Here is a 16102-nt window from a genome sequence, read left to right as displayed (position 1 = left end):
TTTCCTTCCAGCCCCGCTGCGGAGGCCCCATGGCCACCGAACCCACCGGCGATTTCCCCTATATCCACGGCTTCTCGACCGAGGAACAGGCCCGCCTGGTGCGCCAGGCGCGCATGTTCGAACCCAGCCTGTTCAGCCACGTGGATTACAGCGACGCCACCCGCCTGCTCGAAGTCGGCTGCGGCGTCGGCGCGCAGACCGAGATCCTGCTGCGCCGCTTCCCGCAGCTGCACGTCACCGGCATCGACCGCTCGGCGGCCCAGCTCGCCGCCGCCGAGCGCAACCTCGCCGCCACCGCCTGGTGCGAGGCGCGCTACACGTTGAAACAGGCCGACGCCACCGACCTGCCGTTCGGCGAACGCAGCTTCGACGCCGCCTACCTGTGCTGGGTGCTGGAACACATGCCCAGCCCCGCGCGCGTGCTGAGCGAAGTGCGCCGCGTGCTGAGCCCGGGCGCCACCGCCTACGTCACCGAGGTGCTGAACGCCTCGTTCTTCCTCGACCCGTATTCGCCGCACCTGCTGCGCTACTGGCTGGCCTTCAACGACCACCAGTACGACGCCGGCGGCGATCCCTTCATCGGCGCCAAGCTCGGCAACCTGCTGCTGGCCGGCGGCTACCACGACGTGCATACCGAGGTGAAAACCATCCACCTCGACAACCGCCAGCCAGGCCGGCGCAAGCACATGATCGAGTTCTGGGAAGAACTGCTGCTGTCGGCGGCCGATGCCCTGCTCGACGGCGGCCAGGTCGATGCAGCCACCGTCGCCGGCATGCGCAAGGAACTGCAGGCCGTGCGCAACGACCCGAACGCAGTGTTCTTCTTCGCCTTCGTGCAGGCGCGGGCCAGCGTGTACTGAGCGTGCCTTGCCGTAGGTTGGGGTGAGCCGCAGGCGAACCCCAACGTCGAGACCTCCAAGCGCGCCGCAACGTTGGGGTTACTGGCTGCATCAGCAGCCAGCCCTTCGGGCCATCCGCTACGCGGATGTTCGCTACGGCATCCTGCCTTCGCAGTCGCCTACGGGCTCACCCCAACCTACGCCGTATCACGGTGCGTTGGCGGCAGGCTGCTTCGCCTTGAAGCCATACGAGGCCAGCACCGGGCGCAGCGCCTGGATCCACAGCGCATAGCCGGCCGGCTTCATATGCAGGCCGTCGTCGCGGAACAGCTCCGCGCGCGGCTTGCCCTGCGCATCGAGCATCAGCGGCGCGATATCCACGAAGCGCACGCCGCGCTGCGTCGCCGCCCAGTCGCGGATCAGGCCGTTCGCCTGGCTCATCGCCGGCCACAGCGACCAGCGCGCCACGCTCGGCTTGATGGAGATGTACACCACCGGCACCGCCGGCAGGTCCTTGCGCACGCGCGCCACGAAGGCCTTGAAGTCGTCCGCCACCTGCTGCGCGGAGTGGCCTTCGTAGACGTCGTTGTCGCCGGCGTACATCACGATCAGGCGCGGGTGGTACGGCGTGACGATGCGGTCGGCGTAGTAGGTGCTGTCCTCGATCGCCGAACCGCCGAAGCCGCGGTTGATCACCGGCACGCCGGGGAAATCCTCGGCCAGCGAATGCCAGTAATTGATCGAGGAGCTGCCGATGAACAGCACGGCCTGCTGCGGCGGGGGCTGGGCCTGGTCCTGCCTGGCGAAGGCGTCCATCGCGGGCAGCCATTCGGCCGGCCCCTTGGTCTGGACGGTCTGGGCGGCGGCTGCCGAGGCCAGAAGCAGCCAGGCCAGGGCCAGCAGCCAGCGGGCGGGATGGATGGTGTGGTTCCGGGTCATGCAGGCCTCCGCGAGTCGTGCCGATCCGCCCGAATGTAGCGGATCGGGCCCGGAAATCCCCGGCCCACCTACCCGCAGCGCAGCAACGGCCGGGACGGCCGTGAGCTATCCTCGGGCGCTTGCGCGGCCGCCCGGCAGGCCGCCGGAAGCCTGCGACATTCGGCCTCCTGGCCGTCCAAACGGCTGAATCGGCATGAAATCGTCACCTGCCGGCCGCATGCTGTAGCTGCAAAACCGGGGGCCGGCATGTATCATGCCGCACCCTCTATTTATCTCTCTATCCGTAAGGAAGGATATAACCCGCGATGAGCAACTTCCTCTTCACCTCCGAATCGGTTTCCGAAGGCCATCCGGACAAGGTCGCCGACCAGATCTCCGACGCCGTCCTCGATGCCATCCTGGCCCAGGATCCGCGTGCGCGCGTGGCCTGCGAGACCCTGGTGAAGACCGGCGTGGCCATCGTGGCCGGCGAGATCACCACCAGCGCCTGGATCGACCTCGAGGCGCTGACCCGCAAGGTCATCGTCGACATCGGCTACAACTCCTCCGACGTCGGCTTCGACGGCGAGACCTGCGGCGTGCTGAACCTGATCGGCAAGCAGTCCCCCGACATCAACCAGGGCGTGGACCGCAAGAAGCCGGAAGAACAGGGCGCCGGCGACCAGGGCCTGATGTTCGGCTACGCCACCAACGAGACCAAGGACTACATGCCGGCGGCGGTGTACTACTCGCACCGCCTGGTCGAGCAGCAGGCCAAGGTGCGCAAGGCGAAGAAGTCGCCGCTGCCGTGGCTGCGCCCGGACGCCAAGAGCCAGGTCACCCTGCGCTACGAGAACGACCAGGCCGTGGCGATCGACGCCGTGGTGCTGTCGACCCAGCACGATCCGGACATCAAGCAGAAGGACCTGGTCGAGGCCGTGCGCGAGCACATCCTCAAGCCCGTGCTGCCGGCCAAGCTGCTGCACAAGGGCACCAAGTTCCACATCAACCCGACCGGCAAGTTCGTGATCGGCGGCCCGGTGGGCGACTGCGGCCTGACCGGCCGCAAGATCATCGTCGACACCTACGGCGGCTGGGCCCGCCACGGCGGCGGCGCGTTCTCGGGCAAGGACCCGTCCAAGGTCGACCGTTCGGCCGCCTACGCGGCGCGCTACGTGGCCAAGAACATCGTGGCCGCCGGCATCGCCGACCGCTGCGAAGTGCAGGTCTCCTACGCCATCGGCGTGGCCGAGCCGACCTCGATCTCGGTGACCACCTTCGGCACCGGCAAGATCTCGGACGACAAGATCGAGAAGCTGATCCGCAAGCATTTCGACCTCCGCCCGTACGGCATCATCAAGATGCTGGACCTGATCCATCCGATGTACCAGCAGACCGCCAGCTACGGCCACTTCGGCCGCTCGCCGTACGAAGTGAAGGGCCCGGACGGCAAGACCTACACCGCTTTCTCCTGGGAGAAGACGGACAAGGCCGAGGCGCTGCGCGCGGACGCCAAGCTGAAGTAAGCGGACGCTTCATCCGCTGCACGAAAACGGGCCGCGCAAGCGGCCCGTTTTCGTCGGAGCCCCGCGCAACGGCTACAATGCGCGGATGTCCCTGATCCAACTCCAGCGTGTCGACTTCAGCGTCGGCGGCCCCCTCCTGCTCGAACACGTCGATCTGTCGATCGAGGCGAACGAGCGCGTGTGCATCGTCGGCCGCAACGGCGAAGGCAAATCCACCCTGCTCAAGCTGATCGCGGGCGACCTCAAGCCGGATGACGGCGAGTTGCGCCTGCAGACCGGCATCGTGGTCGCGCGCATGGCGCAGGAAGTGCCGCAGGACACCGCCGGCAGTGTGTTCGACGTGGTCGCGGCGGGCCTGGGCGATCTCGGCGCGCTGCTGGCGCGCTACCACCACCTGCTCGCCGAGCACGACTTCGACGCGCTGGGCGACGTGCAGGCGCAGATCGAGGCGCGGCACGGCTGGGATCTGGACCGCCGCGTCAACGAGGTGCTGGAGCGGCTGGAACTGCCGGCCGACACCGACTTCGCCGCGCTGTCCGGCGGCATGAAGCGCCGTGTGCTGCTGGCCCAGGCGCTGGTGCGCAAGCCGGACGTGCTGCTGCTGGACGAGCCGACCAACCACCTGGATATCGAGGCGATCGGCTGGCTCGAGGGTTTTCTCAAGTCCTTCGCCGGCAGCCTGATCTTCATCACCCATGACCGCTCGTTCCTGCGCTCGCTGGCCACGCGCATCGTGGAGATCGACCGCGGCCAGCTGACCAGCTGGCCCGGCGACTACGACAACTACCTGCGCCGCCGCGAGGAACGCCTGCACGCCGAGGCGCAGGCCAATGCGCTATTCGACAAGAAGCTGGCGCAGGAAGAAGTGTGGATCCGCCAGGGCATCAAGGCGCGCCGCACCCGCAACGAAGGCCGCGTGCGCGCGCTGAAGGCGCTGCGCCGCGAGCGCGCCGAGCGGCGCGAGCTGGGCGGCAACGCCAGGATCACCCTGGCCAATGCACAGGCCTCCGGCAAGAAGGTGATCGAGACGCGCGGCGTGCACCAAGCCTACGGCGGGCGCGTGCTGATCGACCAGCTCGACACCGTGATCATGCGCGGCGACCGCGTCGGCATCGTCGGCCCGAACGGCGCCGGCAAGAGCACCCTGCTCAAGATCCTGCTGGGCGAACTCACGCCGCAGCGCGGCGAGGTGACGCTGGGCACCGGGCTGCAGATCGCCTACTTCGACCAGCACCGCAGCCAGCTCGACGACACGCTCAATGCGCTGGACAACGTGGCCGGCGGGCGCGAATACATCGAGCTCAACGGCCAGCGCAAGCACGTCATCGGCTACCTGCAGGATTTCCTGTTCTCGCCCGAACGCGCCCGCGCACCGATCACCCGCCTCTCCGGCGGCGAACGCAACCGCCTGCTGCTGGCCAAGCTGTTCGCCCAGCCTTCCAACCTGCTGGTGATGGACGAACCCACCAACGACCTGGACGTGGAAACGCTGGAGCTGCTGGAAGAACTGCTGACCGAATACCAGGGCACTTTGCTGCTGGTGTCGCACGACCGCGAGTTTCTCGACAACGTGGTCAGCAGCACGCTGGTGCTGGAAGGCGAAGGCCGGGTCGGCGACTACGTCGGCGGCTACAGCGACTGGCTGCGGCAGCGGCCGGTGGCGAAGGCGGTGGAAGCCGTGCCGGTGCCGGCGAAGCCCGCCGAAGCGCCGCGCGCCGCGGAGCCGAAGCGCAAGCTCAGCTACAAGGACCAGCGCGAGCTGGAGCAGCTGCCGGCGCTGATCGAAAAGCTGGAGACGGAGATCGCCGAGCGTTCGGCGGCGATGAACGATCCGGCGTTCTACCAGCAGGACAACGCGGCGATCCAGCGGCACAACGAGGCGCTGGCGAAGCTGCAGGCGGAGCTGGAAGTGGCGTACGCGCGGTGGACTGAGCTGGAAGGCTGAGAACTGAAACTCTTCTCCCCTCCGGGGAGAAGATGCCGGCAGGCAGATGAGGGGTGGGTGCTCGCGGTAGCGCTTCTACGAAGAGAGGAAAAAGCTCTTGAGCTTATCGAGACCCTCCACTCACCGCTCCGCCCGGCCCCTCACCCCAACCCTCTCCCCGGAGGGGAGAGGGAGTGAAAAGCTCAATGCTCCTCGCGCTTCGCGCTCTGCATCAACCGGTCCGTCCACGCGATACCGATCGCCGACACGATAAACACCAAGTGGATGATGGTCTGCCACATCACGCCCACCGGCGTGAGCGTGGCGCATTTCAGCGCCGTGCCCGGGCCATTCTCGGCAATGCTCGCCAGCATCTCCGCCGAGCAGAACGGCAACCCCGTCAGCGAGCCGGCGGCGATGAACGTCTTCAGCAGGTGGATCGAGGAGATGCCGATGATCGCCATCGCCAGCTTCACCTTCAGCACCGAGGCGTTCACGTGCGACAGCCATTCCGGCTGGTCCGGATGGTTCTCCAGGCGCAGGCGCGAGACGAAGGTCTCGTAGCCGCCGACGATCACCATCACCAGCAGGTTGGAGATCATCACCACGTCGATCAGGCCGAGCACGATCAGCATGATCTCCTGTTCGCCCAGCGACGGCGCTTCGTGGATCAGATGCCACAGCTCCTTGGCGAACAGGAACACGTAGACGCACTGCGCCACGATCAGGCCCAGATACAGCGGCAGCTGCAGCCAGCGGGAGCCGAAGATCAGCCAGGGCAAGGGGCCGAGGCGGCGGGGAGCTTCATGCATGGGAAAAACTCGCGGTCTAAAGCGTCCAGCCTAGCGAGATCGAAAGATTTTGCGCAAGCTCCCGGCAGGCCTCTCCAGCGCGGCCTTTCAACCCGTGTTCTGCAGCCCCTGCGATACGCCGTTCACGCAAGCGACCAGCGCGCGCAGCAACGCATCGTCCTCGCTGCCGCCCGCGCGCCAGCGGCGCAGCAGATCCACCTGCAGCAGGCTCATCGGATCGATATAGGGATTGCGCAGGCGGATCGACACCTTCAGCTTCGGCGCATCGCGCAGCAGTTCGTCCGCCCCTTTCAGGCGCAACACCCAGCGCGTGGTGCGTTCGAATTCCTCGCGGATCAGCGCGAAGAACGGCTCGTGCAGTTCACCGGCCAACTGCGAGAAGGCCTCGGCGATATCCAGGTCGCTCTTGGCCAGCACCATCTCCACGTCGTCCAGCATATTGGCGAAGAACGGCCAGTCGCTTGCCATCTCCGCCAGCGCCTCCTCGCCGAAAGCCGCGGCGCCCTGCTCCAGCGCCGTGCCCAGTCCGTACCAGCCGGTGATGATCGAGCGGCACTGCGTCCACGCGAACACCCACGGGATCGCGCGCAGATCCTGCACGCCGCGCATGCTGCGGCGGCGCGAAGGACGCGAGCCCAGGGTCATGCGCTCGATCACGTCGATCGGCGTGGCGCTGCGGAAGTAATCGATAAAGCCGTCGCGGTCGACGAAGGCGCGATACGTCTTACGGCTGTTCGCCGCCAGCTCGCCCATGCGCTCGCGCCACACCGCCTCGCGCTCGTCCTGCTCGCGCGGACGCAGGCTGGCGCGCAGCACCGCGCCCACGGTCTGTTCCAGATTGCGCAGCGCCAAGGCGCGGATGCCGTACTTGCGATGGATCACCTCGCCCTGCTCGGTCACGCGCAGCACGCCGGCCACCGAACCGCGCGGCGAGGACATCAGCGCCGGCGCGATGCGCGCACCGCCGCGGCTGGCCGAACCGCCGCGGCCATGGAAGAACGACAGCCGCACACCGGCCTCGTTCGCCACTTCCAGCAGCTCCACCTGCGCGCGCTGCAGGCCCCAGCGCGAGGCCAGCGTGCCGCCGTCCTTGCCGCTGTCCGAATAACCCAGCATCACCCACTGGCGGCCGCCGCGCTGGTCGAGATGGGCACGGTAGACCGGGTCGCCGAACAGCGCGCGCAGGGTTGCCGGCGCATTGGCCAGGTCGTCCACGGTTTCGAACAGCGGAGCCACGTCCAGCGGCACGCGGTCTTCCTCGGCCACCAGCCCGCCATGCCGCGCCAGCGCCAGCACCGCCAGCACGTCGGCGGCGGAGCGCGCCATGCTGATGATGTACAGGCCCACCGCATCGCTGCCGTAGCGCTTGCGCGCATCGCGCAGCGTGGCGAACACCGCCTTCAATGATTGCGCGCCGGCATCGTCGCTGTCGCCGAACGCGCGTTCGCCGCTCGCATACGGCTGCAAGGCTTGCGCACGCGCCGCGTCGTCGCGCTCGGGCCAGTCCGCCTCGCCGAACAGGGCGGCGAGCGCATCGTCGTGCACGCGCGAGTCCTGCCGTACGTCCAGCCGCGCCAGGTGGAAGCCGAAGCTGCGCACGCGCCAGATCAGGCGCTGCACCGCGTACGCGCCGGCATGCAGGCCGCGATGATCGAGCAGGCTGTCGGCAATCAGCTGCAGATCGGCCAGCAGGTCCTGCGGCGACGCATAGGCTTCCGGATGATCGTCGTCGTGCGTGGCCTGCAGGCGCGCCTTGACCACGGCGAGGAAGGCGCGGTACGGCATGTCCGCATGGCGCGGCCGCACCTGCGCCGCGGCCTCCGGGAAACGCTGGCGATAATCGGCCAGGCGCCGCGCCAGTCCGTCGTCGACGCCCACGCGCCCCTCGGTCTGGCTGAGCAGCCGCGCCAGTCCGGCGATGTCGTCGATGTAATGCTCCAGCACGTGCGCGCGCTGGTTGCCGAGGCTGGCCGCGATGGTGTCCGCGCCCACGTTCGGATTGCCGTCCATGTCGCCGCCCACCCAGGTGGCGAACGACAGCAGGCGCGGCAACGCCACCGCCACGCCGTAGACCTGCTGCAGCGCATCCGCCAGCGACTCGTACAGCGCCGGCACGATGCGGTAGATCGGATTGGCCAGGTAGAAACCGACGTGGTGATGCTCGTCCTGCACGCTGGGCCGCACGGGTGAAGCTTCGGCGGTCTGCCACGCGGAGGACAGCGCCATGAAGATGCGGTCGTCGTCTTCCTTGCGTTCCTGCGGCGTGCGGCTGGGATCGAAGTTGTCGATCAGCGCGCGCACGATCGCCTGTTCCTTCTCCAGCAGCGAGCGGCGCATCGCTTCGGTCGGATGCGCGGTGAACACCGGTTCCACCCGCAGCCGCGCCAGCCATTCCAGCAGCTCGGCCGCACCGACGCCCTGCTCCTTCAGGCGGCCGAGCGCATCGAGCAGCGATTCGGGCTGCGGCGCATGGTCCTCGCGCTGGTAATCGCGGCGGCGGCGGATGCGGTGCACGCGCTCGGCGATGTTCACCGCCTGGAAATAGGTGGCGAAGGCGCGCGCCAGCGCTTCGGCATGCGCGGTCTCCACACCGGTCAGCGGTTCCGCCAGCAGAGCCAGCGGCGCGCCCTCGTGGCGGCGCGCGATGGCAGCGGTGCGCACGCGTTCGACTTCATCGAGGAATGCCGGCGCCACCTGCTCGGCGAGCATGTTGCCGACCAGGGTGCCTAAACGGCGGACGTCTTCGCGCAGGGGGGCATCGTGCGGAGCGAACTCGGGACTGCGCTGCTGGGCCATCGGAACCTGGGTCGGCGGATGTCTGGACTTCCAAGACTACCCCGAACGAATGGCCTTTTGTGCGGCGCCGCATGAGCTCGCAAAGTTGCTTATGAAACGAATGAGCCGGGGTAGGTTGGGGTGAGCCATAGGCGAACCCCAACATCGGTGCCCTCGTACGCTTCGCGATGTTGGGGTTCGCCTATGGCTCACCCCAACCTACGCCAGGCGTTGGCGCCAAGCGTCAGTGTGCTGGCGGGTTCTTCACATACCGCTCCAGCCAATCGTTGGACTCCGCCAGCATCTGCATGATCGATTCGCGCGCGCGGTACGCATGCGCTTCGTTCGGCAGCATCACCAGCCGCGCCGTACCGCCCAGCCCCTTCACCGCCGCGTACAGGCGCTCGCTCTGGATCGGGAAGGTGCCGGAGTTGTTGTCCTGTTCGCCGTGGATCAGCAGCAGCGCGTCCTTGATGTGGTCGGCATAGTTGAACGGCGACATCGCGCTGTACACGTCCTGCGCCTGCCAGTAGTTGCGCTCCTCCGACTGGAAGCCGAACGGCGTCAGCGTGCGGTTGTACGCGCCGCTGCGCGCGATGCCCGCCTTGAACAGCCGCGTATGCGCGAGCAGGTTGGCGGTCATGAAGGCGCCGTAGGAATGCCCGCCCACCGCGATGCGGCCGCGCTCGGCCACGCCGCGGCGCACCACTTCGTCCACCGCCGCTTCCGCGCTCGCCACCAGCTGCGGCACGTAGGTGTCGTTAGGTTCCTTGCTGCCCTCGCCGACGATCGGCACGGAGAAATCGTCCAGCACCGTATAGCCCATCGCCAGGAACGCCTGCGGGCTCCAGTAGCTGATGCGGTTGAAGCGGTACGGCGAATCGGTGACCTGCCCCGCCGCGTCGGCCGATTTGAACTCGGTGGGATAGGCCCACATCAGCATCGGACGCGGGCCGTCCTTCTTCGGGTCGTAGTGCGGCGGCAGGAACAGCGTGGCGGTGAGCTCGACGCCGTCCTTGCGCTTGTAGCGGATCTGCTCCTTCTTCACGTCCTTCAATTGCGGCGTGGGATGCGCGAAGTGCGTAAGCGCGCGTGGCGCGCTGCCGGAGGCCAGTTCGCGCACGTAGAAGTTCGGCGTCTCCGTGGGCGCTTCGCGCGAGGTCAGCGCGCGCTTACCCTGCGCATCGAGCAGCACCTGCGGCGCTTCGTAGTACGGCGCCTGCGAATGGAACAGGCGCTCGCTCCTGCCGCTGTCCAGGTCGACCTTGTCGATAAACGGACGGTCGCCCTCCGGCGAGGCGCCCTTGCCCAGGCGGAAGATGCCGTGCCCGTCGGCGGTGACGACCAGCCGCTGCTCGCCGTGCTCGTCGATCGCCGTCGCCGGCAGGCCCGGGTCCTTGTAGCGGTCCTCGGAGGAACCTTCGCGCACCAGCTTCGGCGCCTGCTGCGGACGGTCCGGCGCGATGCGCCATTCCTTCACCTGGCGCGTCTTCCACCAGAACTCCTCGATCAGCGCCAGCTCGCCCGAGCCCCAATAGGCGCCGGCATAGCGGCTGCCCAGGCGCGCCAGCACGGTGGGCTCCTGCGTGAACGGCGCCGCCTGCGTCTTCACCAGGTCGCGCACGTCGGCCTGGCGCGCGGGGTCGCCGCCATCTTGCGCCTCGGCCCAGACCAGGGTGGCGGGTGCGTCGGCACGCCACTCGATCTCGCGCACGCCGGTGCGCACGGCGTCGTTGCCGGTGGGCAGGCCGTCGATCACCGGCTGGTGCGCGATCTCCTTCACCAGCTTGCCGTCCAGATCCAGCACTTCGATCCGGCGCGGGAAGTAATCCACCGGCACCAGGTAGGAGAACGGCCGCTCGACCCGCTCGCGCAGCAGATAGCGGCCGTCCGGCGAGGGCGCGAGCGACAGCGTGAGCGCGGGCTCGCCCAGCCTGGTCACCTTGCCGTCGAGATCGACCAGCGCCGCCTGCGCGCGCAGGTAGTGCTCCAGCACGCGTGCATCGTTCTCGTTGTGCAGCAGATCCTGATAGGTCGGCAGCGACTTCACGCCGCCGCCGGCGCGCGTCTCCTGCACGTTCGGGCCGGTGGGAATGCCGCCACCGGCCGGCGCCTCGCCCTGCCCGTCCGGCCGCAGTTCCACCAGCAGGCGCTTGCTGTCGGACATCCAGCGGTAGCCGCGGCCGGAGACGGTATTGAGCGGCAGTTCGGTCAGGCGGCGTGCGTTATGTGCGGCGACGTCGACCACCCACAGCTCGTTGCGCCCGGATTTCGCATCCACCTGGTTGAAGGCCAGGAAGCGCTGGTCCGGCGACCAGCTGGTGGTGGCGATCGACAGCGGCGCCGGCAGGCCCTGCAGGCGCTGCTCCTTGCCGCTGGCGATGTCCAGCAGCCACAGGTCGGTGCCGAAGGAGAAGCGGCTCTGCGCATAGGTGCGCGGATTGATGCGCAGGCCGGCCAGCTTCAGCTCGGGCTGGGCGACCAGGTCGATGCCGGGCAGCGCAGGGGTCTGGATCAGTGCCAGCAGGTCGCGGTGCGGGCTGATCGACAGCTGCGGCGGGCGCGGTGCATCCACCAGCGCCTGCAGCGGCGCGGGCGGCAGGCGGTAGCCGTCGGCCGGGGCGGCCGCCGCGGGCGGGGCCAGCGGGGTGCGGGCGGAGGTGGCCAGCGGCAGTGCCGCCAGCAGGAAACCAACGAGGGCGAGGCGCCGGAGCGGACGGTTCATGGGGGCAGACGGCCTATGGACGAAGAAACTTGCGACGTTACCGGCCCGGCGCCGGCCGGGCCTAGGCCATCCGTCATGGTCCAGGCCGCCTGGGCACCCGGGCCGGCGTGACGAATCCCGAACGCCGCAGCGGCTATACTTCCGAACTCCCATCGAGGGGCGCTGCGACCGCGGCTGTGTCTTGCCCAGTTACAGGGCGGCACGAGTCCGGCCAGGCTCGATGGTTTTCATCGTCAAACGGCGCCCGGTCAACCGATGCGGCATTCGCTGCCGCACAAATTTCCGGAGCCACACCATGAACGCAGTAAGCAAAGAAGCCGCCGGCCAGGACTTCAAGGTCCGCGACATCTCCCTCGCCGACCTCGGCCGCCGCCGCATCCGCATGGCGGAAGAGGAAATGCCGGGCCTGATGCAGATCCGCGCCCGCTACGCCAAGGAGCAGCCGCTCAAGGGCGTGCGCCTGTCCGGTTCGCTGCACATGACCAAGGAAACCGCGGTCCTGATCGAGACCCTGAGCACCCTGGGCGCCTCGGTGCGCTGGGCCTCCTGCAACATCTTCTCCACCCAGGACGACTGCGCCGCGGCCATCGCCGCCGCCGGCATCCCGGTGTTCGCCTGGAAGGGCGAGACGCTGGAGGAATACTGGGACTGCACGCTGGACATGCTCACCCACCCGGGCATGCAAGGTCCGGAGCTGATCGTCGACGACGGCGGCGACGCCACCCTGCTGATCCACAAGGGCCTGGACATGGAGAACGGCGACGACTGGGTCAACACGCCCAGCGGCAACCATGAGGAGCAGGTGATCAAGGACCTGCTCAAGCGCACCGCCAAGGAGCGTCCCGGTTTCTGGAAGAAGGTCGCGGCCGACTGGAAGGGCGTCTCCGAGGAGACCACCACCGGCGTGCACCGCCTGTACCAGATGATGGAAGCGGGCAAGCTGCTGGTGCCGGCGATCAACGTCAACGACTCGGTCACCAAGAGCAAGTTCGACAACCTGTACGGCTGCCGCGAGTCGCTGGCCGACGGCATCAAGCGCGCCACCGACCTGATGGTCGCCGGCAAGGTCGCCGTGGTGTGCGGCTACGGCGACGTGGGCAAGGGCTGCGCACACTCGCTGAAGGGCTTCGGCGCGCGCGTGATCGTCACCGAGATCGACCCGATCAACGCCCTGCAGGCGGCGATGGAAGGCTTCCAGGTCACCACCGTGGAAGACACGCTCGGCATGGCCGACATCTATGTCACCACCACCGGCAACAAGGACATCATCACGCTGGAGCACATGGCGGCGATGAAGAACAACGCCCTGGTGTGCAACATCGGCCACTTCGACAACGAGATCCAGATCGACCGCCTGAACGGCGCCAAGGACGTGTCGCGCGAGACCATCAAGCCGCAGGTCGACCGCTACACCTTCAGCAAGACGGGCCACAGCATCTACATGCTGGCCGAAGGCCGCCTGGTGAACCTCGGCTGCGCGCACGGCCATCCGAGCTTCGTGATGTCCAACAGCTTCTCCAACCAGACGCTGGCGCAGCTCGACCTGTGGAAGAACAAGGACGTCTACGAGAAGACCGTCTACCGCCTGCCCAAGCAGCTGGACGAGGAAGTCGCCCGCCTGCACCTGGAGCAGATCGGCGTGAAGCTGACCAAGCTGACCCCGGATCAGGCCGCCTACATCGGCGTGCCGGTGGAAGGCCCGTACAAGCCGGACCACTACCGCTACTGAGCGGCGGTCCAGCGGAAACGAAAGGCGCGCGGTGCGAACCGCGCGCTTTTTTTATGCCCGCCACCGCCTCATCGACCGGCGTAGGTTGGGGTGAGCCGCAGGCGAACCCCAACATCGCAGGCTTGGCCAGGCCGCGCATTGTTGGGGTTCGCCGGCGGCTCACCCCAACCTACGCCGTGGTTGCGATCCATCCATATATCGCTTCATCGCGACCAAGAGATATATACTCGCCCGCATCGCCCACCGAGACTCCGACGATGCCGGCCATCAGCTTCGAATTCTTCCCGCCCAAGACCGACGAGCAACGCGACCAGCTCGACCGCACCGCCCGCCTGCTGAAGGGGCGCGGGCCGGACTATGTCTCGGTGACCTTCGGCGCCGGCGGTTCCACTCTCAGCTACACCGGCGAGACGGTGGCGCGCCTGCACCGCGAGCACGGCCTGGACGTGGCGCCGCATCTGTCCTGCATGGGCGGCACCCGCGCCGAGATCGCCGAACTGCTGGACGGCTACCGCGCCGCCGGCTACCGCCGCCTGGTGGCGCTGCGCGGCGACCTGCCCTCGGGCATGGCCTCGCCCGGCGACTTCCGCTACGCGGCCGAACTGGTCGGCTTTATCCGCCAGCACAGCGGGGAGCATTTCCATATCGAAGTGGCGGCTTATCCGGAAACCCATCCGCAGGCCGACGACGCGCTGGCCGACCTGCGCCACTTCAAGAGCAAGGTCGACGCCGGCGCCAATGGCGCGATCACCCAGTACTTCTACAACGCCGACGCCTACTTCCGTTTCCTCGACGACGTGCGCCGCCTGGGCGTGGACGTGCCGGTGGTGCCGGGCATCATGCCGATCGGCAATTTCTCGCAGCTCAAGCGCTTCTCCGATGCCTGCGGCGCGGAGATCCCGCGCTGGATCGCCAAGCGCATGCAGGCGCATGGCGACGATGCCGAATCGATCCGCGAACTGGCCGCCGACGTGGTGGCGCAGCTGTGCCAGCGCCTGCTGGACGGCGGCGCGCCGGGCCTGCACTTCTACACGCTCAACCGCGCCAAGGCGACGCAGGCCGTGCTGGAGCGGCTGTCGATTTAAGCGGCAGGTCGAGCTTTCAGTCAGGCCGCGCGGGTTATCCTGCGCGGCATGCGTCTCTTCCTCGTTGCTTCCGCGCTGTTCCTCTCCCTCTGGCTGCTGCCCGCTCCCGCCAACGCGCAGGAGGGCGTGCACCGCTGCATCGGCCCCGACGGCAATCCGCTGTTCACCGACCAGCCCTGCGCCGCACTGAAAGCCACACCGGTGCAGGCCGCGCCGAAATCCGCCGCTCCCGCGCCCAACGCGCCGGTGGCCTCCGCGCCGCCGCCGATCCTGTGCGCCACCAGCGTGGCCGAGCTGCGCCAGAGCGTCACCGACGCCTTCGCCACGCGCGATCCCAACCGCCTCGCCGGCCTGATGCTGTGGGAAGGCGCGGGGCGCAATGCGGTGGTGTCCGACATCCGCTCCCTGGGTGCGCTGATGAAACGCCCGCTGCTGGATTTCGGCGAACAGAGCGCGGCGGAGCAGACCGGCGGCAACGATCCCGATGCGCCGCCCGCCGAACATCCCGCGCCGCAGGAGCGCCAGCTGGTGGTGCACACCGCCTCGGACGACGCCAGCGGCGAGCCGAAGGAAACACGCTTCGACATCGTGCGCCGCTCCGGCTGCCTGTGGCTGCGCAGCGCCGGCTGAGCCGCGCATCGCCGCGATTCGAACGAGCGCTTGAACCCCTGCAAGGCGGCTGAAAGATGAGGCCGCCCGGCAGCGGTTATCATGTCGCTCATTTTTCGGAGAATCGATATGGCGCAGCAGTATCCCGAATGGATCTGGCAGAACGGCCAGATCAAGCCCTGGCGCGAGGCCACCACGCATGTGATGTCGCACGCGCTGCATTACGGCTCGTCGGTGTTCGAGGGCATCCGCAGCTACGCCACGCCGGACGGCGCCGCGATCTTCCGCCTCACCGACCATCTCAAGCGCCTGTACCAGTCGGCCAAGATCTACGACATGGTGCTGCCCTATTCGCAGGACGAGATCGCCGCGGCCTGCCGCGACGTGATCAAGAAGAACGGCCTGGGCGCCGCCTACCTGCGCCCTGTCGCCTACCGCGGCCTCGGCGGCTTCGGCCTGTCGGCGGAAACGCCGATCGACGTGGCGGTGGCCGCGTGGCCGATGGGTCCGTACCTCGGGCCGGAAGCACTGGAAAGCGGCATCGACGCCTGCGTGTCGAGCTGGCAGCGCTTCGCGCCGAACACCATTCCGGCCGGCGCCAAGGCCGGCGGCAATTACCTCTCCGGCCAGCTGATCGCGCGTGAAGCGCGCCGCCTGGGCTTCGGCGAAGGCATCGCGCTGGCCAATACCGGCCTGCTCAGCGAAGGCGCGGGCGAGAACCTGTTCCTGGTCTTCGACGGCGTGCTGCACACCACGCCGGCCAGCGCCTCGATCCTCACCGGCATCACCCGCCACACGCTGATGACGCTGGCACGCGAAGACGGCATCGAAGTGATCGAGCGCGACATCCCCCGCGAGTACCTGTACTTGTGCGACGAGCTGCTGATGTGCGGCACCGCCGCGGAGATCACCCCGATCCGCTCGGTCGACGGCAAGAAGATCGGCTCGGGCAAGGCCGGCCGCGTCACGCGCCGGATGCAGGAGCTGTTCTTCGGGCTGTTCACTGGCAAGACCAACGACCAGTGGGGTTGGCTGGAGCCGGTGTAATACCGGTTCCCTGCCGCAACTTCCCACTCTCGTCATTCCGGCGCAGGCCGGAATCCAGTGACGATATCGATCGGTTGTCGCGAAAGCCTGGACGTCAGCGCTTTCGCATATCC

General features: G+C 68.0%; 11 protein-coding genes and 1 riboswitch. Of the genes, 7 read left to right on the top strand and 4 right to left on the bottom strand.

Annotated elements, in window-relative coordinates; all coding sequences use genetic code 11:
• Positions 1 to 29 precede the first annotated feature (29 nt).
• Positions 30 to 860, top strand: coding sequence for a class I SAM-dependent methyltransferase (locus tag ISN75_RS03150; protein ID WP_343819420.1), 831 nt, complete (start codon positions 30 to 32; stop codon positions 858 to 860).
• Positions 861 to 1046: 186 nt separating this feature from the next.
• Here ISN75_RS03150 and ISN75_RS03145 read toward each other — a convergent pair whose 3' ends face one another.
• Positions 1047 to 1778: an SGNH/GDSL hydrolase family protein gene (locus tag ISN75_RS03145; RefSeq protein ID WP_343819421.1), complete on the bottom strand. Its 732-nt coding sequence runs from the start codon at positions 1776 to 1778 to the stop codon at positions 1047 to 1049.
• A gap of 305 nt (positions 1779 to 2083) precedes the next feature.
• Here ISN75_RS03145 and metK point away from each other — a divergent pair, with 305 nt between their 5' ends.
• Both metK and ISN75_RS03135 read left to right on the top strand, forming a co-directional pair.
• A complete protein-coding gene (metK, locus tag ISN75_RS03140; RefSeq protein ID WP_167252519.1) occupies positions 2084 to 3283 on the top strand; it encodes a methionine adenosyltransferase in 1200 nt (399 codons plus the stop codon).
• Between the two features lie 85 nt (positions 3284 to 3368).
• Positions 3369 to 5228, top strand: a complete 1860-nt coding sequence (locus ISN75_RS03135) for an ATP-binding cassette domain-containing protein (protein ID WP_343819422.1) — start codon at positions 3369 to 3371, stop codon at positions 5226 to 5228.
• A gap of 182 nt (positions 5229 to 5410) precedes the next feature.
• Here ISN75_RS03135 and ISN75_RS03130 read toward each other — a convergent pair whose 3' ends face one another.
• From ISN75_RS03130 to ISN75_RS03120, 3 genes are all read right to left on the bottom strand, one after another.
• A complete protein-coding gene (locus ISN75_RS03130; protein ID WP_167252521.1) occupies positions 5411 to 6019 on the bottom strand; it encodes a TIGR00645 family protein in 609 nt (202 codons plus the stop codon).
• An 87-nt stretch (positions 6020 to 6106) separates the two neighbouring features.
• Positions 6107 to 8815, bottom strand: a complete 2709-nt coding sequence (gene ppc / locus ISN75_RS03125) for a phosphoenolpyruvate carboxylase (protein ID WP_167252522.1) — start codon at positions 8813 to 8815, stop codon at positions 6107 to 6109.
• A 223-nt stretch (positions 8816 to 9038) separates the two neighbouring features.
• Positions 9039 to 11519 carry a S9 family peptidase gene (locus ISN75_RS03120; protein ID WP_343819423.1) on the bottom strand — a complete coding sequence of 827 codons (2481 nt, stop codon included), beginning with the start codon at positions 11517 to 11519 and terminating at the stop codon, positions 9039 to 9041.
• A 148-nt stretch (positions 11520 to 11667) separates the two neighbouring features.
• Positions 11668 to 11772: riboswitch (S-adenosyl-L-homocysteine riboswitch) on the top strand.
• Between the two features lie 42 nt (positions 11773 to 11814).
• On the opposite strand from ISN75_RS03120, the gene ahcY reads away from it, so the two are divergent.
• The 4 genes from ahcY (at position 11815) to ISN75_RS03100 (ending at position 15989) form a co-directional block, all read left to right on the top strand.
• Positions 11815 to 13248, top strand: coding sequence for an adenosylhomocysteinase (ahcY, locus tag ISN75_RS03115; RefSeq protein ID WP_167252524.1), 1434 nt, complete (start codon positions 11815 to 11817; stop codon positions 13246 to 13248).
• 257 nt (positions 13249 to 13505) lie between these two features.
• The gene (metF, locus tag ISN75_RS03110) at positions 13506 to 14333 is read left to right on the top strand and encodes a methylenetetrahydrofolate reductase [NAD(P)H] (protein ID WP_167252525.1); all 828 of its coding nucleotides are present in this window, start codon (positions 13506 to 13508) and stop codon (positions 14331 to 14333) included.
• A gap of 48 nt (positions 14334 to 14381) precedes the next feature.
• Positions 14382 to 14963 (top strand): DUF4124 domain-containing protein, encoded by a 582-nt coding sequence (locus ISN75_RS03105; protein WP_168648036.1) that lies wholly within the window; start codon positions 14382 to 14384, stop codon positions 14961 to 14963.
• 108 nt (positions 14964 to 15071) lie between these two features.
• Positions 15072 to 15989 (top strand): branched-chain amino acid transaminase, encoded by a 918-nt coding sequence (locus ISN75_RS03100; RefSeq protein WP_343819424.1) that lies wholly within the window; start codon positions 15072 to 15074, stop codon positions 15987 to 15989.
• Positions 15990 to 16102: the final 113 nt, after the last annotated feature.

This window comes from Dyella marensis, from assembly GCF_049532885.1.
Taxonomy (GTDB): domain Bacteria; phylum Pseudomonadota; class Gammaproteobacteria; order Xanthomonadales; family Rhodanobacteraceae; genus Dyella_D; species Dyella_D marensis.
Note: the sequence above shows the minus strand (reverse complement) of the source record. Positions and strands in the feature narration are given on the sequence as shown.